Source organism: Janthinobacterium sp. FW305-129 (genome assembly GCF_020858115.1).
Classification (GTDB): Bacteria; Pseudomonadota; Gammaproteobacteria; order Burkholderiales; family Burkholderiaceae_D; genus Janthinobacterium.
On sequence record NZ_JACYMM010000009.1, the window covers coordinates 127,634 to 150,119 of the forward strand.

General features: G+C 65.5%; 21 protein-coding genes. 3 read left to right on the forward strand and 18 right to left on the reverse strand.

Annotated features, from left to right (window positions below):
- Positions 1-12: 12 nt before the first annotated feature.
- The 4 genes from IGS61_RS19100 to IGS61_RS19115 are packed head-to-tail and all read right to left on the reverse strand — an operon-like array spanning position 13 to position 3,118.
- A complete protein-coding gene (locus tag IGS61_RS19100) occupies positions 13-1,053 on the reverse strand; it encodes an FAD:protein FMN transferase (RefSeq protein ID WP_230541116.1) in 1,041 nt (346 codons plus the stop codon).
- Between the two features lie 26 nt (positions 1,054-1,079).
- Positions 1,080-1,904, reverse strand: a complete 825-nt coding sequence (locus tag IGS61_RS19105; protein WP_230541117.1) for a DUF4198 domain-containing protein — start codon at positions 1,902-1,904, stop codon at positions 1,080-1,082.
- A gap of 12 nt (positions 1,905-1,916) precedes the next feature.
- Complete coding sequence (locus tag IGS61_RS19110; protein ID WP_034783417.1) at positions 1,917-2,432, reverse strand: DUF2271 domain-containing protein; 516 nt, start codon at positions 2,430-2,432, stop codon at positions 1,917-1,919.
- Between the two features lie 32 nt (positions 2,433-2,464).
- Positions 2,465-3,118: a PepSY-associated TM helix domain-containing protein gene (locus tag IGS61_RS19115; protein WP_230541118.1), complete on the reverse strand. Its 654-nt coding sequence runs from the start codon at positions 3,116-3,118 to the stop codon at positions 2,465-2,467.
- Between the two features lie 262 nt (positions 3,119-3,380).
- Here IGS61_RS19115 and IGS61_RS19120 point away from each other — a divergent pair, with 262 nt between their 5' ends.
- A complete protein-coding gene (locus IGS61_RS19120; protein WP_230541119.1) occupies positions 3,381-3,878 on the forward strand; it encodes a pyridoxamine 5'-phosphate oxidase family protein in 498 nt (165 codons plus the stop codon).
- Positions 3,879-3,978: 100 nt separating this feature from the next.
- Here IGS61_RS19120 and IGS61_RS19125 read toward each other — a convergent pair whose 3' ends face one another.
- From IGS61_RS19125 to IGS61_RS19185, 13 genes are all read right to left on the reverse strand, one after another.
- Positions 3,979-4,245 carry a hypothetical protein gene (locus IGS61_RS19125; RefSeq protein WP_230541120.1) on the reverse strand — a complete coding sequence of 89 codons (267 nt, stop codon included), beginning with the start codon at positions 4,243-4,245 and terminating at the stop codon, positions 3,979-3,981.
- 168 nt (positions 4,246-4,413) lie between these two features.
- Positions 4,414-4,803 carry a KGG domain-containing protein gene (locus tag IGS61_RS19130; protein ID WP_230541121.1) on the reverse strand — a complete coding sequence of 130 codons (390 nt, stop codon included), beginning with the start codon at positions 4,801-4,803 and terminating at the stop codon, positions 4,414-4,416.
- Between the two features lie 194 nt (positions 4,804-4,997).
- The gene (gene pdeM / locus IGS61_RS19135; RefSeq protein ID WP_230541122.1) at positions 4,998-5,672 is read right to left on the reverse strand and encodes a ligase-associated DNA damage response endonuclease PdeM; all 675 of its coding nucleotides are present in this window, start codon (positions 5,670-5,672) and stop codon (positions 4,998-5,000) included.
- Entirely contained in the window at positions 5,669-8,134 is a 2,466-nt protein-coding gene (locus tag IGS61_RS19140; protein WP_230541123.1) for a ligase-associated DNA damage response DEXH box helicase, read from the reverse strand. The genes pdeM and IGS61_RS19140 overlap by 4 nt, the downstream gene beginning before the upstream one ends.
- A 7-nt stretch (positions 8,135-8,141) precedes the next feature.
- Positions 8,142-9,773, reverse strand: coding sequence for an ATP-dependent DNA ligase (locus tag IGS61_RS19145; protein WP_230541124.1), 1,632 nt, complete (start codon positions 9,771-9,773; stop codon positions 8,142-8,144).
- Positions 9,766-10,806, reverse strand: a complete 1,041-nt coding sequence (locus IGS61_RS19150) for a ligase-associated DNA damage response exonuclease (RefSeq protein ID WP_230541125.1) — start codon at positions 10,804-10,806, stop codon at positions 9,766-9,768. The genes IGS61_RS19145 and IGS61_RS19150 overlap by 8 nt, the downstream gene beginning before the upstream one ends.
- Positions 10,807-10,894: 88 nt before the next feature.
- Positions 10,895-12,583 (reverse strand): RecQ family ATP-dependent DNA helicase, encoded by a 1,689-nt coding sequence (locus tag IGS61_RS19155; protein WP_230541126.1) that lies wholly within the window; start codon positions 12,581-12,583, stop codon positions 10,895-10,897.
- 106 nt (positions 12,584-12,689) lie between these two features.
- Entirely contained in the window at positions 12,690-13,088 is a 399-nt protein-coding gene (locus IGS61_RS19160; RefSeq protein ID WP_230541127.1) for an MAPEG family protein, read from the reverse strand.
- Between the two features lie 57 nt (positions 13,089-13,145).
- A complete protein-coding gene (locus IGS61_RS19165; protein ID WP_230541128.1) occupies positions 13,146-16,544 on the reverse strand; it encodes a hybrid sensor histidine kinase/response regulator in 3,399 nt (1,132 codons plus the stop codon).
- A complete protein-coding gene (locus IGS61_RS19170) occupies positions 16,541-17,665 on the reverse strand; it encodes a hybrid sensor histidine kinase/response regulator (RefSeq protein WP_230541129.1) in 1,125 nt (374 codons plus the stop codon). Before IGS61_RS19170 ends, IGS61_RS19165 begins: the two co-directional genes overlap by 4 nt.
- Before the next feature lie 106 nt (positions 17,666-17,771).
- Positions 17,772-18,380 carry a chemotaxis protein CheB gene (locus tag IGS61_RS19175; RefSeq protein WP_230541130.1) on the reverse strand — a complete coding sequence of 203 codons (609 nt, stop codon included), beginning with the start codon at positions 18,378-18,380 and terminating at the stop codon, positions 17,772-17,774.
- Between the two features lies 1 nt (position 18,381).
- Entirely contained in the window at positions 18,382-19,206 is an 825-nt protein-coding gene (locus IGS61_RS19180; RefSeq protein WP_230541131.1) for a CheR family methyltransferase, read from the reverse strand.
- Between the two features lie 124 nt (positions 19,207-19,330).
- Entirely contained in the window at positions 19,331-20,323 is a 993-nt protein-coding gene (locus IGS61_RS19185) for an aldo/keto reductase (protein WP_230541132.1), read from the reverse strand.
- 85 nt (positions 20,324-20,408) lie between these two features.
- Between IGS61_RS19185 and IGS61_RS19190 the strand changes: the two genes are divergently transcribed.
- Both IGS61_RS19190 and IGS61_RS19195 read left to right on the forward strand, forming a co-directional pair.
- Entirely contained in the window at positions 20,409-21,299 is an 891-nt protein-coding gene (locus IGS61_RS19190; RefSeq protein ID WP_230541133.1) for a LysR family transcriptional regulator, read from the forward strand.
- Between the two features lie 67 nt (positions 21,300-21,366).
- A complete protein-coding gene (locus IGS61_RS19195; protein ID WP_329958074.1) occupies positions 21,367-21,876 on the forward strand; it encodes a GAF domain-containing protein in 510 nt (169 codons plus the stop codon).
- Here IGS61_RS19195 and IGS61_RS19200 read toward each other — a convergent pair whose 3' ends face one another.
- Positions 21,877-22,464 carry an O-methyltransferase gene (locus tag IGS61_RS19200; protein ID WP_230541134.1) on the reverse strand — a complete coding sequence of 196 codons (588 nt, stop codon included), beginning with the start codon at positions 22,462-22,464 and terminating at the stop codon, positions 21,877-21,879.
- Between the last annotated feature and the right edge of the window lie 22 nt (positions 22,465-22,486).

A 22,486-nucleotide genomic window follows, 5' to 3' on the forward strand; every position in this document is an offset into this window, starting at 1 on the left:
GGAATTAATCGTTCATTCGTCAAGCATGGCCAGCATCTGGCTGCTCAGCGTTTCGTGAAAGCCAGCGCCGTCGCGCTGCAGGAAGCGCGCGGCCAGGCCCTGCTCTTCTGCCAGCGCCATGCCGGCCTCGACACCGAGCACGGTCAAGGCCGTCGACCAGGCGTCGGCCGCCATGCATTGTTCATGCACGACGGTGACGGAAGCGAGTTGATTGGCGATCGGCATGCCGCTGCGCGGATCGATGGTGTGCGAGAAACGCGCCGTGCCATCCTGGAAGAAACGCCGGTAGTCGCCCGACGTCGCCACGGACAAGCCATGCAGCGCCAGCAGCATTTCCGCCGGATGCTGCGCATTCTCGGCACGATCGGCGGCGCCACCGACCTGTTCCAGCATCACCCACCACGGCTGGCCGTCGGGCTTGCTGCCGGCGCCGCGCAGCTCGCCGCCCACTTCGACCAGGTAATGATGGATGCCCTGGCTGTCCAGGTAGCGGGCCAGGCGGTCCACGCCATAGCCCTTGGCGATGGCGGACAGATCGAGCTGCAAGGCGCCCGGCTGGCGGACGCGGCGGGCCGGCAAGTCCGGCTCCAGGCGGCGGCGCTGGCGCTGCGCCAGCAGCAGGGCCACCGTTTCGTTGGTCGGCGGCAGGAAACCAGGTTCATCGTAGCGCTGGCGGGGGCCGAAGCCCCACAGGTTGACGAGGGCGCCCGCGCACGGGTCGTACGCGCCGCCCGACGCCTGCGAGACGTGCATGGCAAAGCCCAGCACCTCGCAAAACGCGGCGGGCAGGCTGTGCCAGCTGCCGGGCTCGGCACGGTTGAAGCGGCCCAGGTCGGACTCGTCGCTCCAGTGGCTCATTTGCGCTACAACAAGGTCCAGCTGCTGCTGCAAGCCCTGCTGCAGGTCGGCGCTGCCGGCGCGTCCCGGCATGGCGGATTCGACCAGGCGCACCGACCAGCTGGTGCCCATGGTCAAGCCGCGCAAGTCCCGGATCGCGGCGCCGGGCGGCGCGACCTGATCGGAAATATGCTGCGGCAGCAGGACCCGGCGCATCGGCGCTCTCGTGACGATGCCGCCGCTTACTGCGGCAGCACTTCCACGGTGGCCGCGTAGGTCATGCGGCGCTCGGGCATGGCTGGCGGCTGGCCGGCCACGGCAGGGGCTGCCGCAGGCCAGGTGCTGCTCAGGTAATACATGCCGGCGGCCGGCACGGTGAACGTGATTTCGCCCTTGGCATCGGTGCTCTGGCGGATTTCACCGAGCACGCCACGGTAGCGCACGCCGCCTGGCACCAGGCTGAAGGCCTGATTCGCTGCCGGCTTGCCATCGACCAGGAAACGCCACGTGGCTTTTTCGCCCGCGCGCAAGTCGTTCGGGTGCGTCACCGGCACGAATTCCAGGCCCACGCCCGTCGGCTTGAATACTTCCGTGCTGGTTTCGCCATTGCTGAAGAAGGTTTCCAGGCGACTTGCCGTGCGCGTGATTTTCACGTCTTGCGCATCGGCCGGCATATCCTTCTTGAAAGTTTCCTCGTTACCACGGAAACGCTTCTGCTCGCCATTTTGCTTGTAGCTGGCCATGACGTTCTGCGACACGATGGCAGCCTTGTACGTGCCCGGCTTTTCCATCTTCACATCGAAGACGCTGCGCAAGCGGCCCGTCACCGTGTTTGCCGGCGCCACTTTCGCGCCATCGGGACCGATGACTTGCAGCGCATCCAGGCGCAGCGGCTGGTGGTCGATCTCGAACAGGCCGTCGGAGACGGCCGCGTCCACCGTCACCCAGGCGTCCTTGCTTTCCACCATCGTGCTCGACGGCACCATCCAGCCGCGGTGGGCGTGGGCGTTCATGGCCAGGCCGGCCAGGGCCAGGGCGATCAGCGGTTTATTCAGTTGCTTCAACATGGTAGAGGCGCCTTAAGGTTTGAGTTGGACGACGACATTGCCGAGTTCTTCCTTGCCCTTGGCCGGCACGGACTGGGCCGATTTCAGCGGCCACTGGAACGGCACGCGCACCAGTTCGCGTCCGCCCGCTTCGCGCGCCGCTTCGACCACCACCTGGTATTCGCCGGCCGGCAGCTTGTCGAGCAAGGCCTTGGCACCGGGGAAAGTCAAGGTATGTTCGCCGGGCGCGCGCGTGGCGCCGCTGACGCCGTCCACAGGCATGGCCAGGTCGCGGCCGCTCTTGCGCCACCATTGACGCATGTCCTTCAGCCATTTCTCGCCCGCCTTGTCCTTCTTTTTCACGTCATACAGCACCGTCAGGTTGCCGACGACCTTTTGATCGGCCGTTTCCAGCCATGCCGCCACGTAGGGACGATGGTATTCCGCCACGTTCAGTTGCGGGATTTCAATCTTGAGGGCCAGGTCGGCCGCCATCGCCGACGTACCGATCAGGGGAAGGCCAAGCGCCAGGGAGTAGCGTAATTTCATGGTGTGCCTGTAAAAAGGAAAAATAAAAACGATCAGTGGATAAACAGCAAGGCGATCGCGCAGGGTATCAAGATACCGAGGCCAACCATCGGCCAGGTAAATGGCCGGTTGGCCGCGTGGAACTTCAAAATCAATAGTCCCGTCAGGCAAAACACGATGCAGGCGCCGGCAAAGATGTCGATGAACCAGCTCCAGGCCACGCCCGTGTTGCGGCCCTTGTGGACGTCATTGAGCCAGGATACCCAGCCCCTGTCCGTCAATTCGTATTCGGCGGCCCCGTCTTCCAGGCCGATGCGCACCCAGGCGTCGCCGCCCGCCCTGGGCAACGGCAGGTAGACCTCGTCGACGCTCCATTCCGCGGGACGGCCGCCCGCATTAAGCGACCATTGCTTTTTCAACCATGTTTCAGCAGCGGCCGGCATGGGCGCGTTGGCGCCATCGTGCTGCGCGGCATACGCGGCCAGTTGCGTGACCAACGGGGCCGGCAAGGTCGCCTGCTGGCGCGTGACCGACGGCTTGGCTTCGATCTGGCCAGCGTGGTTCAGGGTGATGCCGGTAATGGCAAACAAAAACATGCCCAGCAGGCAAAGCGCCGAGCTGATCCAGTGCCATTGATGCAAGTTCTTCAACCAGACGGCGCGGCTGGCGTTATTCCTGGCCTTGTCGGCGGCGCCCGCATTACCCATCGAGGGCTCCCGGCAAGGATCGGGCCAGGTGGCGCGACAAGTCAGTGTGCTTCATTCCCATCCTTCAATCAAAGTGCATGCCGATATTTTCAAACAAATGATAATGATTATCATTTATTAAGTCAATACATGGGGCACGCCGCCGGGCCAGCGTTTTGTAACAGCTTTGAAACAAAGCACCGCTGCTACGTAAGCTGCCGTACAGAGCCGCATGCAGCATCCGCCTATGCTGTTGTTCAGGACAACCAACAAGGGAGCACCCATGCAAGCGTATTCCAGCGAACAGCTGGCCAGCATCGCGGCCAGGATCAAGGACGTCAAATTCGGCATGCTGACCACCAGCGACGACATGCGCACCCTCACCAGCCGGCCGTTGACGCAGCAGCAGGTCGACAGCGACGGGCACATCTGGTTCTTTGTCTCGGACGAGGCAGCCTATACGCGCGACTTGCCGAACAATCCGCAAGTCAACGTCAGCTTCGTCGACACGGGCGACAGCCTGTACGTGTCCGTCTGCGGCCATGCGCAATTGCTGAAGGACCGCGCCAAGGCGGAGGAATTGTGGAATCCGCTGGTAAAAGCCTGGTTCCCGGGCGGGCTCGACGATCCGAAGCTGTCGCTGATCAAGGTGACGATCCAGTCGGCCGAGTATTGGGATAGCAGCGCCAGCAAGATGATGCAATTCTATGAAATGGCCAAGGCCGCCATCACGGGAGAGCCGCCGAAAGACATGGGCGAACACGGCCGCATCGACCTGTAGCAAGGCCGAGCCAGGTAGACGCGCCAACAAGCCGCCGACGTGCGCGAACACGTCTGGCGGCTGGCCCTGCGGGGATTATCAGATAATCAAGAATAAAAACTCAGACGCCCGTACTGCCCGTCGTGTCGGGGGCATCGTCGGCGCTCTGCCGGCTTTGCCCGGTGGAAGCGGACTGGTGATGGGGCAAGCGGTCGGCGCGCCGCACTTCGCCGATGGAGAACAGATCGTCGCCGATATCGAGGCCTTGCTCGCTATCGACCAGCACGAAGTTTTCGGCCGAGTCGGCCGTGCTTTGCTTGTTGCCCGCCGTGGACGGCGTGCCGCCCTGGCGATTGCCCGGTTGCGGCGTATTCGAATTGCCCATCATGTTCTCCCTGATCATCGATGCGAATTGACTGCGAGATCATTGCCAGCGCAGCTATTTCATCATAGTCCATGGCTGCTGCAATGCATCAAAATTTTGCCGCCGACAAGCGCGGCAACTGGCCGGCGGAAATACGGGGATTCCCGCCGGCCAGACCGGCCTTGCTGGCGCTTACTTGTTGCGCGAACCGGACGAGCCCGAACCCGACCCTGAACCTGCACCGCCGCTTTGCTTGTTACCACTGTCGCGGTTGCCTTCCTGGTTCACGCTGGCATTGTCGCGCGAGCCGCTGGAACTGGCGGCGCTTTGCCGGTTGGCATCGTTCTTGTGGCTTTGACTGCCCGCACGGCGTGCCTCTTCCGACGTAAATTCATGGGCCGTGCCTTTTTCATGCGCGGCGCGCCCCCCTTCGCTGGCGATTTCGCGCTGCTGGGCCGGGTCCATGGAAGCGAAGCCCCGTTTGCTGGTATCGCTTTGCTTGCTGCCGCCGCTGCCGCCACTGCTGCTACTGGTTTTACTACCTTGACTACCTTGCTGTTTATTGTCGCTCGATGTGGCCATGATGATCTCCTTGATCGATGGAATCAGAAAACAGTGCAAACCATGCAATTCTTCCCCCTCGCATGGCAAGGGAACCGTCATCTTAGTGCGCGCATGGGGCGCTAGAAATAGGAGGATGGCAAGAGCGCATGTAGGATGAGTCCCGCCCGTGGTGGCGCAGTTACTTTCAGTTTTCCACCAAAAGTACCAGACACTCAGCAGTTAGCGGGCAGCGGGAAAATCGCCGCGTCCGCCGTCACGTAGACGCGCTCGCCGGCGCCTGGCCGCATCGCATGGCCGCCCGTAAAGGCGCCAAACGATGGCAAAATGGCACGCTCGCGGCCCAGCAGGAAACACGGCAGGCGCAGGCCTCCACGCTCTGTGCGCAAGTGAAACACGGGATGCACGTGGCCGGCCAGCACATAGCCGGGCGCCACGGTGTCCGGGTGGTGGCAGAGCGACAACTTGCCCACGCTGTGCGGTTCATCGACCATGCGGATGCCCAGCGCGGCGGCCGGATCGCCCGCATGCGCGTCGTGGTTGCCCCGCACCACCGTCAGGCGCACGTCGGGATGGCGCGCGCGCCAGGCCAGCATGGCCGCCACCGTGGCGGCCGCATGGGCGGCGCGCGCGTGCAGAAAATCGCCGAGGAAGACGATTTCCTCGCAGGCGTAGCTGGCCAGCAAGGCGTCGAGCGCCAGCAGGTTTTGCGTGGTGGTGCCGCGCGGCACGGGCACCCCCAGCGCGCGAAACGCGGCCGCCTTGCCGAAATGGATATCGGCAATGATCAGCATCCTGCGCGCCGGCCAATACATCGCCTTGTGCGCCAGCAGCCAGACCTGCTCGCCGGCCAGCTCCACCACGCAGTGCGCTTGCTGCGGGCCGTTCATGCGGCCGCCTTTTCCAGCGCGCTGACCAGCCGCGCCACCCGGTCCGACAGCTTTTCCGTCGTCAGCTGTTCGCGGAAGCGCTCGACCATCAGGCCGAAGGCAAACGGCGAGGCGCGCTCCAACGGCTGCAGGGAAATATTGCGTTCATGCAACTCTCGCAGGGTGGCGCGCAGGCGCGTCAATTCCAGTTCCTGCTCCAGCACTTCGCGCTGCGCCTGCGTGAGCAGCAAATTGGCCGCATCGTGCTTGCGGAACACCTCGAAAAACAGCGAAGACGACGCCTGCAGCTGGCGCGCGCTTTTCGGCTGGCCCGGATAGCCCTGGAAGACGAGGCCCGCGATGCGGGCGATTTCGCGGAAGCGCCGCTGCGACAGTTCCGTCGCGTTCAGGCTGGCCAGCACGTCTTCCAGCAAATTGTCCGTGCCGAACAGGGCCACCCCCGCGCCCGTGGCCGCATCGAACAGGGGCGCATAATCGAGCTCGCTTGCCCCCAGCAATTCAAAACCGTAGTCGTTGACGGCGATCGACAAGGTGGCCGGCTGCACGCGGGCGATGCGGTAGGCCAGCAGGGACGCCAGGCCCAGGTGCACGGAGCGGCCCGCGAATGGATACACGAACAGGTGCCGGCCTTCGCGGCTGGACAAGGTTTCCACCAGCAAGCCGGTGCGCGTGGGCAGGCTGGACCATGTCTGCTGGATGGCCAGCAGCGGCGCCAGCGCGCGCATTTCCGGCCCGCTGGCCCTACCCTCCTGCGCCAGCTGCAGCTGGTCCAGCACGGCGTGCGCCAGTTCCGACGACAGCGGCATCTTGCCGCCCTGCCAGCGCGGCACGGCGCCGCGGCTGCCCGTGGCGCGCCGCACGTAGGCCGTCATCTCGTGCACGCGCACGAATTCGAGGATGCGCCCGCCGAACAGAAAATGATCGCCCTGCTTCAGGCGCGCGATAAACGATTCCTCGATGCTGCCGATGCGTCCCCCGCCGAGGAACTTGACCTGGATCGCCGCTTCCGAGACGATGGTGCCGATGCTCATGCGGTGGCGCCGCGCCAGCGCCACGTCCGGCACGCGGTACGTGCCCTGCTCGTCCGGCAGCACTCTGCGGTATTCCGGGTACACGGTGAGGCTTTGCCCGCCGCGCGCGACGAAGTCGAGCGCCCATTGCCACTCATCCAATGTCAGGTGGCGGTACGACCAGGCCGCGCGCACTTCCGCGTACAGCGCCAGCGAATCGAAGCCGCCGCCCAGCGCGATCGTCACCAGGTGCTGCACCAGCACGTCGAGCGGCTTGTCCGGCACGGGGCGCGCTTCCAGGTGGCCCTGTGCCAGGGCGGCGCGGGCGGCGGCCGCTTCCAGCAATTCCAGGCTGTTGGTGGGCACCAGGGTGACGCGCGAAATGCGCCCCGGCGCGTGGCCGCTGCGTCCCGCCCGCTGCACCAGGCGCGCGATGCCCTTCGCGCTGCCCACCTGCAGCACCCGCTCGACGGGCAGGAAATCGACGCCCAGGTCCAGGCTGGACGTGCAGACGACGGCTTTCAGCTCGCCCGTCTTCAGGTGCCGCTCGACCCACTCGCGCACTTCACGGTCCAGCGAACCGTGGTGCAAAGCGATCAGGCCGGCCCAGTCGGGCCGCGCATCGAGCAGGTGCTGATACCACAGCTCGGCCTGCGACCGCGTATTCGTAAACACCAGGGTGGTGGCGCTGCCTTCGATTTCGGCGATCAGCGCTTGCAGCATCTGGATGCCCAAATGCCCGCCCCAGGGAAAGCGCGTGGGGTTGACGGGGATCAAACTGTCGACGAGGATGCGCTTCCTGACTTTACCTTCGATCAGCACGCCAGCATTTTGTTCTCCCAGCAAGACATCCTGCGCCTGCCGCAGATTGCCCAGGGTGGCCGACAGGCCCCACGTCATCAGGTTTTCCTGCCAGCGGCGCAAACGGGCCAGCGCCAGCTGCACCTGCACGCCGCGCTTGCTGCCCATCAATTCGTGCCACTCGTCGACGATCACCGTTTCCAGCAGAGCGAAGCGTTCCTGCGCGTCCGCCTGGCTCAGCATCAGGGACAGGCTTTCCGGCGTCGTGACGAGCACCTCGGGCCAGGACTTCGCCTGCCGCGCCCGCTGGGCGGCGCTCGTGTCTCCCGTGCGCGCCTCGATGCGCCAGCCGGGCGCCAGCGTTTCGCCGGACGCCTGCAGCGCGCGCACGGTGTCGGCCGCCAGCGCCCGCATGGGCGTAATCCACAGCACGCGCAAGCCCTGCTTGCGGCTCTTGCGCGCCAGGCGCTCGGCGCGCAGCAAGGCGCCGAACCAGACGGCATACGTCTTGCCGGACCCCGTACTCGCATGCAGCAGGCCGGAGCGACCCTGCGCGCCAGCCCGCCAGACGGCGCGCTGGAAGGGAAAGATCGTCCAGCCGCGTTCCGTGAACCAGGCGCCGATGCGCTGCGCCAGCGCGCTTTTGCTCATCGCTTGCTCATGTAGTCTGGGCCAGCATGGCCTTCAGGGTAGCCAGCGTATCCGCGTCGGCGATGGCCTTGTCGTCACGCCGGCGCAGGATGCGGGGAAAGCGCACGGCGATGCCCGCCTTGTGGCGGCTGGAAGCGGCGATGCCTTCGAAACCGATCTCGAACACCATCGTGGGCTTGACGCTGCGCACGGGGCCGAATTTTTCTATCGTCGTCTTGCGGATGGCCGCGTCGACTTGCGCGATCTCCGCATCCGTCAAGCCCGAATACGCCTTGGCGAACGGCACCAGCTTGCGCTCGTCCCCATGCTCTCCATCCCATACGGCGAACGTGTAGTCCGTGTACAGCGAGGCGCGCCGGCCGTGGCCCGCCTGGGCGTAGATCAGCACGGCGTCGACGGCATACGGATCAATCTTCCACTTCCACCAGGTGCCCACGTCTTTCGTGCGGCCCACGCCATATGCGGCCGACACGGCTTTCAGCATCAAGCCTTCCACGCCGCGCGCCCGCGATTCGTCGCGGATGGCGGCCAGAGCGTCCCAGCTTGCCGCTTCAACACGCGGCGACAGCCGCAGCGCGGGCGCATCCACCTGCGCCACCACGGTTTCCAGCAGCGCGCGTCGCTCCAGCTGGGGCAACTGGCGCACGTCCACGCCATCGAGTTCCAGCACGTCGTAAGCCATCAGCACGGCGGGCAGCTGAGCCAATAGTTTGGACGAGACCGTCTTGCGGCCCATGCGTTGTTGCAAATCGGCAAATGGCGCCGGCACGCCGCCCGGCTGCCAGACGAGGATTTCGCCATCGAGCACGGTACCCTCGGGCAAGGCCAGCTGCGCCAGTTCGGGAAAGCGCTCCGTGATCAATTCCTCGCCCCGCGACCACAGCCAGTTCACGCCATCGCGGCGCAGCAGCTGGGCGCGCATGCCGTCGTATTTCCATTCGACCAGCCAGCCGCCGACGTCGCCCAGGCTTTCCGGCCCCGCCTGCAGGGGATGCGCGAGGAAGAAGGGATACGGCTGGCCGCCGCGCAGCGCATGTTCGCCCTCCGACTGCGCGGCGATCAGCTTCAAGAATCCCGCGCCCGTGGGGCTGACCTTGCCATCGGTCCAGCCCATCAGGCGCTGGGCGATCAGCTTGCTGTCGACGGCGGCGATGGACGCCAGCGCCCGCGTCACCAGCAGTTTCGAGACGCCCACGCGAAAGCCGCCGCCGATCAGCTTGATCAACAGAAAGCGTTCGCGCGTTTCCAGCTCGTCCCAGTACCCCAGCAGGGCGGCGCGGATGGCGTCCGGCGCCGCGCCGCGCAACGGCGCGATGCGCTGCTCGATCCACTGGGCCAGGCCGATGTCGCTGCGCTTGCCCGGCGCGGGCAGGATCAGGGCGATGGTTTCCGCCAGGTCGCCCACGGCGTGATAGGCCTCGTCGAACAGCCAGGCGTCGAGGCCCGCCCGCTCCGTCGCGTATTCGCGCAGCAATCTGGTGGGCACGGCCTGGCGCGGCTTGCCGCCGGCCAGGAAATACACGGCCCAGGCCGCATTCTCGGGCGAGGCGCCGCGAAAATAGGCTTGCAGGGCCGCCAGCTTGCGGCTGGTGGAGGTCGTCTCGTCGAGCTCCCCGTACAGCCGGGCAAATTCACGCATGGCTGACGTCCTCCGCCGCCGCGGATGCACCGGGCGCACCGTCATCGGCCTCGTCGTCGCCATATTCCGTCTCGAAACCGCCCGCCTGCCAGCCGTTCTGCCGCAGCCAGCGCACCATCACGGGGATCGAACCGTGGGTGACGATGATGCGTCCAGCCTGCGTGGCCTTGATCGCCTGCATCAGGCCGGGCCAGTCGGCGTGGTCGGACAGCACGAAACCCCGGTCCACGCCGCGCCGCCGGCGCGCGCCGCGCAGCAGCATCCAGCCGCTGGCGAACGCATCGCTGTAGTCGCCGAAACGCTTCATCCACGGCGAACCGGCAGCCGATGGGGGCGCGATCACCATGGCCGTCCTCAGGGCGGCCTTGTCCGTCACCTGGTCCACCATAACGGTGGCGGGCAAGGCCACGCCGCACTCGCGGTAGACCTGCGTCAATGCCTGCGCCGCGCCATGGCAGATAATGGAACCGATGCTGGCGTCCAGGCCCGCCAGGATGCGCTGCGCCTTGCCGAAGGCATAGCAGAACAGCACGCTGGTGCGCCCCTCGGCCGCATTGCCGCGCCACCACTGGTTGATGTCGTCGTATATTTCCTGCGGCGCCTGCCAGCGGTAGATGGGCAAGCCGAAGGTTGATTCCGTGATGAAGGTATCGCAGCGCACGGGGTCGAATGGCGCGCAGGTGGGGTCGGGCTGCAGCTTGTAGTCGCCGGACGCCACCCATACTTGCCCGCCGTGCGCCATGCGCACCTGGGCCGAACCGAGCACGTGGCCGGCCGGATGCAGCGACACTTGCACGCCGTGGTGTTCGATGGTCTCGCCATACGCGAGGCCCTGGATGGAGACGGCGCCCAGGCGCGCGCGCAGCACTTGCTCGCCGGGCGCGGCGCACAGGTAGTGCCGGTGCCCGACGCGCGCATGGTCGGCGTGCGCATGCGTGATGATGGCGCGCTCGACGGGACGCCACGGGTCGATGTAGAACTGACCCGGCACACAGTACAAGCCTTCCTTGCGCACCACTACCATGTCCGCCATGCCCAGCTCCCTACGAAAAAACCGCCTTGGAATGGGCTGATTCTAGCGCTCTTGCGCCAGATCATCTGTCAGACAGCGCACACTGGATTCACGCCGGTGCGACAAACTCGGCCATGAAGGTGCGCGTGGTGTTTTCTGGAAAGGCAATCGTGACCTGGTCGCCCGCCACCGACAGCACGGTGCCGATCTGGTAGCGTGGCACGCGCACGCGGCTGCCGACGGCGATCTGGTGCGCTGGCGGCGATGGTGCCTGGGCAGGCGCCGGCGGCAGCTCGTCCAGGGTAATGGGCATGGCCAGCGCGGGCGGCGACTGGCAATTGTCGCAAGTGCAGCAGCGCTCGAAATCGCCGGCGTCGCCAAAGTAATCGAGCAGCAGTTTCCAGCGGCACAAGCCGCTTTGCGCATAGGCCACCATTTGTTCGAGCGCCTGCTTGTCGCGCTCCTGCTTGTCGACATAGATCTGCGCCAGTTGCGCATACGCGGGCGAGCTGGCCGAGGGCGTTCTCAGGCTGTAGCCCAGCTTGCGGTCCTGGCGCAGCAGCTTGCCGTCTTTCAACAGTTTCAGGCATACCTTCAGGTGGCCGTCGGAAAACTCGGGCAGGCTGGACGCCAGCGCAGCGAAAGAAAACGTGGCCGGCAAGTCTTGCGCTGCCGCAATGATGGCGGCCAGTTCTTCCGCCGTCGGGTAATGCTTGGCCAGAAAGAATTGCTGGACCCGCTTGTCTTCCTGGAAGTACAGCAAGGTGCAGTCGGCGGGCAAGCCGTCGCGCCCCGCCCGGCCCGATTCCTGGTAGTACGCTTCCAGGTTGGCCGGCACCTGCAAATGGATGACGAAACGCGTGTCCGGCTTGTCGATGCCCATGCCAAACGCGTTGGTGGCCACCATGATGCGGCGCTCTCCGCCCATGAACAAGTCCTGGTTGTGCTTGCGCTCGCGCGCCGCCAGCTTGCCGTGGTAGCGGGTGACGCTCTCGCCCAGTTCCTCCAGCCGCGCCGCCAGCTCCTCGACGGCTTTTACCGTGGCCGCATACACGATGCCCGTGCCCGGCGTCTCGCGCAGCAGGCGCAGGACTGCATCCTGTTTCTCGCCGGCATTGGTGACCTGGATCACGCGGTAGCGCAAATTGGCGCGGTAGATGCCCGTATTGATGACGTTCAGCTTGCGCGCTTCCAGTTGCGCGTCGATATCGGCCACCACTTCCCCGGTGGCCGTGGCCGTCAGCGCCAGCACGGGCGGGCGACCCAGCGCGCGCAGGGCGGCAGCGATGTCCAGGTAGGCGGGACGGAAGTCGTGGCCCCACTGGGAAATGCAATGGGCTTCATCGATGACGGCCAGGCTGGGCGGCGCGCCGGCCAGCAGGGACAGGAAGGCGGCATTGGCGAGGCGTTCCGGCGTGCAAAAGATGATGAGCCGGCCGCCCTGGGCGATGCGGGCGATGGCGGCATCCTCGTCCGCGCGCGACAGGCTGCTGTTGAGCTGCACGGCCGTAATGCCCAGTGCGTGCAGCTTTTCCAGCTGGTCTTTCATCAGTGAAATCAGCGGCGACACGACCAAAGTCGCGCCCGGCAACAGGGCGGCGGGCAGCTGGTAGCACAGCGACTTGCCGCTGCCGGTGGGCATGATGGCCAGGGTGTCGCGTCCGGCCAGCACGCTGTCGATGACGTCCTGCTGGCCCGCCCGCAGGCGCGCGATGCCGAATACCGAGCGCAGCAGCCGCTGGATCTTGCGCTGGCGGGCGCGGCCCGGATCTTGCACTGCAGAAATAGTAGTCGCCATCGTGGTCCGGTCCCTCACATGCCGGCGCCAGTTGCCAGCTTGCCGCCACTTTACGGCCGGGCCTGGCGCACCGCCATAGGACGGGCGCCACAGCTGGCGTAGGAATTCAGGAAGCGAACAGGATGGCCCAGAACAGCATCAGCAGACCGGCGATCGACACGCACCAGACGAGCGTGCGCACGACGGGCACGCCAAACGCATACAGGGGCAGATACAGCACGCGCGCGGCCAGGTACAGGGCCGCGCCATAGAGCGTGAGCGCGCTTTCCTGCGCCGTCACGTGGGCGATCAGCACGGCGGCGGCGAACAGGGGCAGGGTTTCGAACAGGTTCGCCTGGGCCCGCTGCAAACGGCCCGTGATCTTGCCCACGGGCGGCCCGTCGCCGTCGCGCGCGCTCACGTTATAGGCCGTGCCCGTTTCGCGCGTGCGGAACAGCGCGGGCAGCAGGATTTGCACCAGCGCCAGCACGAGGCTGCAGGCGAGCATGGTCAGTTCAGGAGTCATCTTTACCTCTGCGGGTGGTGGGTGGGACGGGCAGGCCGCCGAGGCGGCGCGTGCCCGTCAGGGTTGGTCGAGTGCCGCTTGCAACTCCGTCAAGTCATAGGGCTTGCGCAAGACACTGGCGGAAAAGCCCAGCTCGTCCATCGATTCCTTGCCATAGCCGGTGGAAAAGATGATGCGCATGTCCGGTTTTTCGCGCAGCACCATGCGTGCCAGCGCGATGCCGGACATGCCGGGCAGGCTGACATCGGTAAACAGGATATCGAATTCTTGCTCATTAAGCAATTCCCACGCCGCCTCGCCATCGGACACGCCGCTGACCGTGTGGCCCAGCATGCCCACCAGTTCGCACACCATCAGCTGGGAATCGAGATTGTCTTCCACCACGAGTATCTTCATCGATGTCGGCATGTCCCCCTGCGGTTCCGGCGCATGGCCCGTCAAGTCCAGTCCCGGCGTGCCGCTTCCCCGCACGCTGGCCGCCGCGCTGCCGGTCGCCAGCGTGCCAGCCACGGGCGCACCGGACCGTTCAAACTGGCGCGCACGCATTTGCTGCTGGCGGTTGGCCAGCACATGGCGCAGCTTGCGCGCCAGCTCTTCGCGCCGGTATGGCTTGCTGAGCAATTCCACGCCCGCGTCCAGCCGTCCTTCGTGCACGATGACATCCTGCGCATAGCCGGACGTAAACAGCACGGCAATGTCGGGCTGCAACTCGCGCGCCTGGCGCGCCATCTCCGTGCTGCTGACGGGGCCGGGCATGATCACGTCCGTAAACAGCAAGTCGATCTGCGCGCCGCTGTGCAGCACGGCCAGCGCGCTTTCGCCATCCTCGGCCTTGAGCACCGTATAGCCGAGCGCCCCCAGCATGTCGACCACGGTGGTGCGCACGCCCACATCGTCTTCCACCACCAGCACGGTTTCCGTGCCGCCCGTGACGACGCCGCTCAATTCCAGTTCCTCGTCCGCTTCGGCCATCAGGGAACGGGGCAGATAGATTTTGACTCCCGTGCCCACGCCAGGTTCACTGTAGATGCGGATATGGCCGCGGCTTTGCGTGACAAAGCCATACGCCATCGACAAGCCCAGGCCCGTGCCCGCCCCTTCCGGTTTGGTGGTGAAGAACGGTTCGAACGCGCGCTGCAGCACGGGGCCGCTCATGCCGCGCCCCGTGTCCGTCACCGATAGCATCACGTACTGGCCCGCCGGCACGTCGACCAGATTGTGCACATACTGTTCGTCGAGCACGACGTTGCCCAGCTCGATGGTCAGCTTGCCCACGCCATCCATGGCGTCGCGCGCATTGATGGCCAGGTTCAGGATGACGTTCTCGATCTGGCTGCGGTCGACCAGGGTATTCCACAGCCCGCCGCCGCCCACCAGCACGATGTCGATCGCTTCGCCCAGGGCGCGCCGCAGCAGCGCATCCATGTTGCGCACCACGCGCGCCAGGTCGGCCACCACGGGTTTGAGCGGTTGACGCCGCGCAAACGCCAGCAGGTGCGACGACAGCTTGGCGCCCCGCTCGACGGCGGCAATCGCCGTGTCCAGGCGCTGGCGCATGAGGCCATCCGTGCCCGCCAGGTGCTGCAGCAAATGCAAATTGCCGGAAATGATTTGCAGCACATTATTAAAATCGTGCGCGATGCCGCCCGTCAGCTGGCCCACGGCTTCCATCTTTTGCGCCTGGCGCAAGGCGTCTTCGGCCTTGGTGCGCTCGCTCACTTCCTGTTCGACCCGGTGCTCGAGCGTTTCGTTCAATTCATGCAGCGCCTTTTCCACGCGGCGCCGCTCCGTGATGTCCGTCTTGACGGCGATCAGGGAACGCGTATGACCCTGCTCATCGACGAGGCGACTGACATTGCTCGACACCCACACTTGCGAGCCGTCGGGCTTCAGGTAGCGCTTTTCCAGCGAGAACGACTCGCCCGTTTCCACCAGGCGCCGGAACAGCACGCCGTTGCCGGGCACGTCCGCCGGATGCATGATGTCGTTCATGTTCAGGCTCAGCAACTCTTCGGCGGAACGGCCCAGCATGCAGCACAGGGCACCGTTGACCCGCTGGAAACGGCCATCGAGGCCCAGTTCCGACAAGCCCACCGAAGCCTGGCCGAAAATGGCCGCCATGCGCTCCTGGCTGGCGTTGAGTTCATCCTCGATCTGGCGCCGTTCCGTCACGTCGAACGACACGCCCACATAGCGGCGCTGGCCCGGCACGCGTCCGGCGAACACCTCGCCCTGGCGCGCGATCCAGCGCAGCGCGCCATCGGCGGGACGGCGGATGCGGTACTCCACGTATTCCAGCGGATTGGGCGCCAGATCAAGCTTGCTGGGGCCAACCTTCGTCAAGTCCCGTTCGTCAACCAGGCTCACCAGCAGGCGCTCCGTGACTTCCACCTCGTCGGCAATGCCCCACAGGCGGCGGAAGGTGGGCGAGACCACCATCGCGCCCGTCTCGGGGAACCATTCGAAGGTGCCGATGCCGCCCGCCTGCTGGGCCAGGCGCAAGCGCTCCTCGCTTTCCATGCGTTCGGTGACGTCGATGCCTTCGACGAGGATGCCCGTCACCGTGCCCTCGTCATCCTTGATGGGCTGGTACACGAAGTCGATCTGGCGCTGTCCCGTTTGCCCATCCGCCGTCTGCAAATCCACTTTGACCTGGCGCCCTTCGAAGGGCACGCCCGTTCGGTAGACCTGGTCGAGCAGTTCGATGAATCCCTGTGCCTTGACTTCGGGCAAGGCCTCTTCGACGGACCTGCCCAGCAGATCGCGGTGGCCCACCAGGCGCAGATAATGTTCATTCGCCAATTCAAACACGTGCCGCGGCCCGCGCAGCAGGGCCATGAAGCTCGGTGCCTGCTGGAACAGGGCGCGCAGCAGCGCCCGCTCCTCGCCCAGGCGGCGGTTGGCCGCGCGCACGGCCTCGCTCTCCATCTGCAAGTTGGCGTTGAGTTTGCCCAACTCGGCCGTGGCCAGTTTCAGCTGGCGCCCCTCCTCCATGCGCGCCGTCAACTCCAGCGCCGTGCACAGCACGCCATCGACCTGGCCATCGGCGCCATGCACGGGCGCGTAAAACAGGTCGAAACAGACGTCCGTGCGCTGTCCGTCGCGCAACAGCGGCAAACAGCATTCGCGGTGCACCTGCGTCTCGCCGCGCAATCCCGCTTCGAGGATGCGCGCGTTCCAGTCCCAGATTTCCGGCCAGACGGCCGGCACCGTGCCGCCCAGCGCCGCCGGATGGCGCTCGCCTGCGATCTGGATGTAGTCGTCGTTGTAAATCATGACGTGCTGCGGGCCCCACATCAGCACCATCGCCATCGGCGAATTGAGCACGATGTCGACGCTGGCGCGCAAATGGGCGGGCCAGCCATCGACGGCGCCCAGGCTGGTGGCGGACCAGTCGCGCTGGCGCACCAGTTCGCCCATGCTGCCGCCGCCGCGCGGCCAGGCTGGCGCGCTCATGTGGGCAGTTCCGCTTGCACGCGCACCTGGCACTGGCGCGGGATGCGCACCGTCGCCAGCGTGCCCTGCGCGGCCGTCGAACTGAGCTCGACCGTGCCGCCGTGGGCCTGGACGAACATGTTCACCGTGTACAGGCCCAGTCCCAGGCCCTGCCCCGTCCGGCGCTTCTCGCTCGCCTGCTGGAACGGTTCGAACAGGGTCGGCAGCAAGGCGGCGGGAATCACGCCACGATTGGCGACGCGCAATTCAATACTGCAGGCGTCCCGTCCGTCGAGGGCCAGTTGCACGGGCGTGCCCGGCTCGCCATGCGTGAGGGCATTGCTGAGGAGGTTAGAGATGACTTGCGACAGCAAGCCCGCATCGCATTGCCCGTGCAGCTCGCCCACGCTGCTGAGCTCGATAAGCGGGGCCTGGCCGGCCGTCTCGAATTCCTCGACGATGGCGCGCGCCAGCGCCAGATAGTCGTGCGTACTGCTGCGCAACTCCATCGTGCCGGAACGGATGCGCGCCAGGTCCAGCAACTGGTCGACCATGCGCGCCATGCGCTTGGCGCTGCTTTCGATGCGCTGCGCCGTGACGATCACCTTCGGGTGGTCGCTCATCATCGGCAACAGCATGGCGCCGTTCATGACCACCGACAGGGGCGTGCGCAAGTCGTGGCCCAGCACGGCCGTGAACAGTTCATTCAGGTGCAGCGCATGCTTGAGCTCGTCGAGCTGGGCCGACAATTCACGCTTTTGCTGGTATAGCTGCACCAGCACCGCCACCTTGCTTTGCAAGGCTTTCACGTCGATGGGCTTGTACAGGAAATCGACGGCGCCCGCCTCGTAGCCACGGAAACTGTAGCTCGGTTCGCGCGACGCGGCCGTGAGAAAAATCAAGGGAATGCTGCGCGTGCGCTCGCTGCCGCGTATCAGTTCGGCCAATTCAAAACCATCCATCTGCGGCATTTGCACGTCGATCAGGGCCAGTGCCACTTCATGCGTCAACAGCAATTCCAGCGCTTGCGCGCCCGAGCTGGCTTTCAGGATGACAATGCCGGGCCGCGCCAGCACGGCTTCGGCGGCGACCAGGTTTTGCGCGATGTCGTCAACGACGAGGATATGGATAGGTGCGGTCACGGAGTAGTCTTCAGGCATCGTCACGGCAAGATGCCATAATATTTCGATATGGATATAAATATTGCTTCAGTTTTTGCATATATTACACGCACTGCTCCACTCCCATTCACTTGTCCCCCGCGTTGTCCAGCAAGGCCAGGCTGGCTGCCATTTGCGGCAAATCGAGCACGCGGTCGGCGCCGGCCCGCTTGAGCGCGGCGGCCGGCATGATGCCGCAACTGGCCCGCTGCGGGTCTTGCACCCAGGCACTGCCGCCCAGCTGCCGCACGCGCGCCAGGCCCGCCGCGCCATCGGCCGAGGCGCCCGTCAGGATGATGGCCAGCATGGCGCGCCGGTAGGCGTACGCTGCCGTTTCCAGCAGGACATCGATGGATGGACGCGAAAAATACACGGGCTCTTCCTGCGACAAGGAAAAACAGCCATCGGGCTCGACTTGCAGGTGGTAATCGGGCGGCGCGAAATACACGGTGCCCGCTTGCAGCGGTTCCTTGTCCTGCGCTTCGCGCAAAGGCAGCTGGCAACGTTCCGCATACAGGTGCGGCAACTGGCTCGAGCGGCCCGGCGCCAGGTGCAGCACCACCACCACGGTGGCACGGCAGGTGGCGGGCAAGGCACGCAGCACGATGCCCAGCGCTTCCACGCCGCCGGCCGAAGCGCCGATGGCGATCAGGCGCAGGCCAGGTGGCGGCGGCGCCACGTCGCAGGTCGGCAGCATGTCAGGCACGCTGGAAGATGCGCTCAGCCGGGCTCAGCTCGTTGAAGCTGGCAGCGTGGCGGCTGAAATGCAGACTTTCCTTCATGCCCAGGCCCAGGAAGCCCCGGTTTACCAGCGCTTCGTGGAACAGGCCCAGGCTGCGGTCCTGCAAGTCTTTATTGAAGTAAATCATCACGTTACGGCAGGAAACCATGTGCACCTCCGAAAACACGCTGTCCGTCGCCAGGCTGTGGTCGGCGAAGACGAACTGGCGCCGCAAGCGCCGGTCAAAGATGGCGCCCTTGTAGGCGGCCGTGTAATAGTCGGACAGCGAGCGCTTGCCGCCCGCCAACTGGTAATTCTCGCTGAACTGGGCGATGCGCTCGATGGGATAGATGCCCGCTTCGGCGGCGGCCAGCGCTTCCACGTTGATATCGGTCGCATAAATCATGCTGCGTTCGAGCAAGCCTTCCTCGTCCAGCAAGATGGCCAGCGACCAGACTTCTTCGCCGCTGCTGCAGCCGGCTACCCAGATCTTGATCGAGGGATAGGTATGCAGCATGGGCACGACTTTTTCGCGCAAGGCACGGAAATACGCGGGATCGCGGAACATCTCGCTCACTTGCACCGTAAAGAATTGCAGCATCTGCGCGAACATGGCCGGCTCGTGCAAGATGCGGTCCTGCAATTGCGACAGGCTGGCGCAGCCGAAGCGCTCCATGGCCTGGCGCATGCGCCGGCGCAGGGACGCCACCGAATAATCGCGGAAATCGTGCTGATAGCGCAGCAATATTCCTTCAAGCAACAATTTCAGTTCTATATCGAAAATATCATCATCTAACAACATCCACCTCATCGGATACCTGACCGTTGAATACCGTGCAACCTGCCAAATGCTAGCAGATCGCCGGCGATTATCCCGCAGGGAAAACATCAGTTAGGTACGCTGGCGTACACTCGCGCGTCTTTTTTCAGGCATCCACGCCCTTCATGCCTTCCTCCGTATAACGCGCGCCCGCCGCCATGCCCAGGGGAAAGGCCGCGTTCATCGCCGCCAGCTCCGCCCCGTCCAGCCGCACGGCCAGCGCGCCCAGGTTGTCGTGCAGATAGGCAATGCGCTTGGTGCCGGGAATGGGGATGATGTCGTCGCCTTGCGCCAGCAGCCAGGCCAGCGCCAGCTGGGCCGGCGTGCAGCCTTTCGCGCGCGCCAGGTCACGGACCAGCGCGACGATGGCCTGGTTGCGCGCCAGGTTGCCAGCGGCAAAACGGGGATTGAAGTGGCGGAAATCTCCCGCGTCGAGACTGGCCGCATCGGCGATGGCGCCCGTCAGGAAACCGCGCCCCAGCGGGCTGTAGGCAAAGAAACTGGCGCCCACGTCGCGGCAGGCGGCCAGCACGCCCTGCTCCGGCTCGCGCGTCCACAGCGAGTATTCGCTCTGCACGGCCGCCACGGGGCAGATGGCCGCCGCGCGCCGCAAGGTGGCGGCGCTCACTTCGCACAGGCCCACGGCGCGAATTTTTCCTTCTTGCCGCAGCTGCGCCAGCGCCCCCATCGAGTCTTCCAGCGGCGTGTCCAGGTTCAGGCGGTGCAGATAAAACAGGTCGATGGCGTCCACGCCCAGGCGCGCCAGCGACGCCTCGCACGCCTGGCGGATGTAGGCGGGGGAGTTATCGACGCGGCGCGCATAACTGCCCGCCTCGCGCGCCAGGCCGCACTTGGTGGCGACCAGCGCCTGGCCGCGATGGCCTTGCAAAAAACGTCCCAGCAATTGCTCGTTGTGGCCGAAGCCGTAGGCGTCGGCCGTGTCGAACATGGTCACGCCCGCCGCCAGGGCCGCTTCCAGCGTGGCCATCGATTGCGCCTCGTCCGTGGCGCCATAGAATTCCGACATGCCCATGCAGCCCAGGCCCAGTGCCGAGCTGTTCAAGCCGCTATGGCCGATGCGTCGTTGTTGCAGTTGCATGTTGATCTCCCTCAAGTGTCAATGCGGCCAGTCTAGGCCGCACTGGCCGGTGGGGGAATGCGCAATTTCGTGATACCTTTCTAGTATGAGAGCCCTCGATACCCATGCATTGACCCTGTTTTGCGCCGTCGCCCGCTGCCTGAATTTCCGCCAGGCGGCCGAGCAATTGCACATGACCCAGCCGCCCCTGTCGCGCGCCATCCGGCTGCTGGAAGACCGGCTGGGCGCGCGCCTGTTCGAGCGCGACACGCAGGGCGTCGCTTTGACGCAGGCGGGCCGCACCCTGCTGCCGCAGGCGCTGCACATCCTCGATTTGCTGGATGCGGCGCAAACGTCGCTGCAGAGCGATGCCGCCCCGGCGCGCCTGCGCCTGGGCCTGACCAGTTCTGTGGAGGCGGGCCTGTTCCGCCCCATGCTGGCGGCGCTGGAAGGACAACTGGGCAATATTCGGCTGGAATTGACGGCGGCGCCGTCGCCGCGCCTGGTGGCCAGCGTACGCAAGGGCCAGCTCGACGCGGCCCTGCTTGCGCTGCCCAGCGCCACGTTCGAACTGGCCGTGCAGCCGCTGGCGCGCCAGCCCATGATGCTGGCCCTGCCCGCCGGGCACCGGCTGGCGAAGAAGCGCAAGCTCAGTCTGAGCGACATCGCGGCAGAACCGATTTACTGGTTCGAACGGGCGCGCCAGCCCGCCTTCTTCGACCATTGCCAGCAGGTATTTCGCCGCCATGGCTTCGCGCCCGCCTTCCTGCGCGAAGCCGTGGACCACCACGTGCTGCTCGGCGACGTGGCGGCCGGCAAGGGCATGGCGCTGCTGGCCGACTCGTTCCGCGCGCTGCGCCTGGCTGGCGTGGCTTACCGGCCCTTGCTGGAAGGAGAAGAACTGGCGGCCGGCATCGGCCTGGCCTGGCGGGAAGAACACGGCCATGCGGCCCTGCCCCTGCTGCGCCGGCTGGCGCAGGAACACCTGCAAAAGTGAGGGCCGCACGCGGATGCGCCAGACGCGCTACCATAAGGCCTTCCCCATTTTGCGCGCCACCACGACCATGACGTTTACTATCAGCGACGCCGCCTACGGCACCGATACCCCCGCCGCCAAGCAAGCCATGTATGCGGACCTGCGCTCGCAATTGCAAGGCTTGCTGTCGGGCGAAACCGACTTCATCGCCAATACGGCCAATTTCAGTTCGCTGGTCTTCAATACCATGCCGGGCCTGAACTGGGCCGGTTTCTACTTTCTGAAAGGCGAGGAACTGGTGCTGGGACCGTTCCAGGGCAAGCCGGCCTGCATCCGCATCAAGAAAGGACGCGGCGTGTGCGGCACCACCGTGGTCGAAGGCAAGTCCATCGTCGTGCAGGACGTGCACGCGTTTCCCGGCCACATCGCCTGCGACGTCAATTCCCGTTCGGAACTGGTGGTGCCCGTGTTTGCGCAGGATCACATCATCGGCGTGTTCGACCTCGACAGCCCCTTGATCAGCCGCTTCGACGAGGTCGATGCGCAAGGCGTCGAATCGCTGGTGCGCGTGCTGGAAGCGGCTATCGTCGCCGAGTAATCAGTTGCCGGACTTGACGGCGATGAATTCGCCCTTGCCGACGGTCGCCAGGCAGGCCGTGTAGCGGCTGTCGGCGCGGATGGCGTCAAGGAACTGCGCCATGTCCGCGTAGTGCGAACTGGCGTTGTCGACCACCAGCACGCCGCCCGCCGCCAGCGCGCGGTCCAGCTGCGGCCACCATTGTTCATACTGCTGGCGCGCCGAATCGAGGAAGATGAAATCGTAGGCGCCGTCCGCCGCATCGCGCAGCACGTCGCCCGCGTCCGCCAGCAGCTGCCCGATCACGCCTTGCAATTGCGCACGCGCAAAGTTGGCGTGCGCCATGTCGAATTTGTCCTGCGCCTTTTCCACCGTCACCACGCTGCCGCCCAGCGCCTGCGCCGCGCGCGCCAGCCACAGGGTGGAATAGCCGTTCGAGGTGCCGATTTCCAGCACCCGGCGCGCGCCGCGCGCGTGCACGAGCACGGCCAACAGCTCGCCCGTGTCGCGCGTGATGTTGAGCATGCGGCTGGCGCGTTCCGCGTGCGCCGCATCATTGGTGTTGCCGAAGGCTTCGAGTTCGCTCAACAGGGTATCAATGTCCGGCATGATGGCTCCTTGTTCAAAGCAC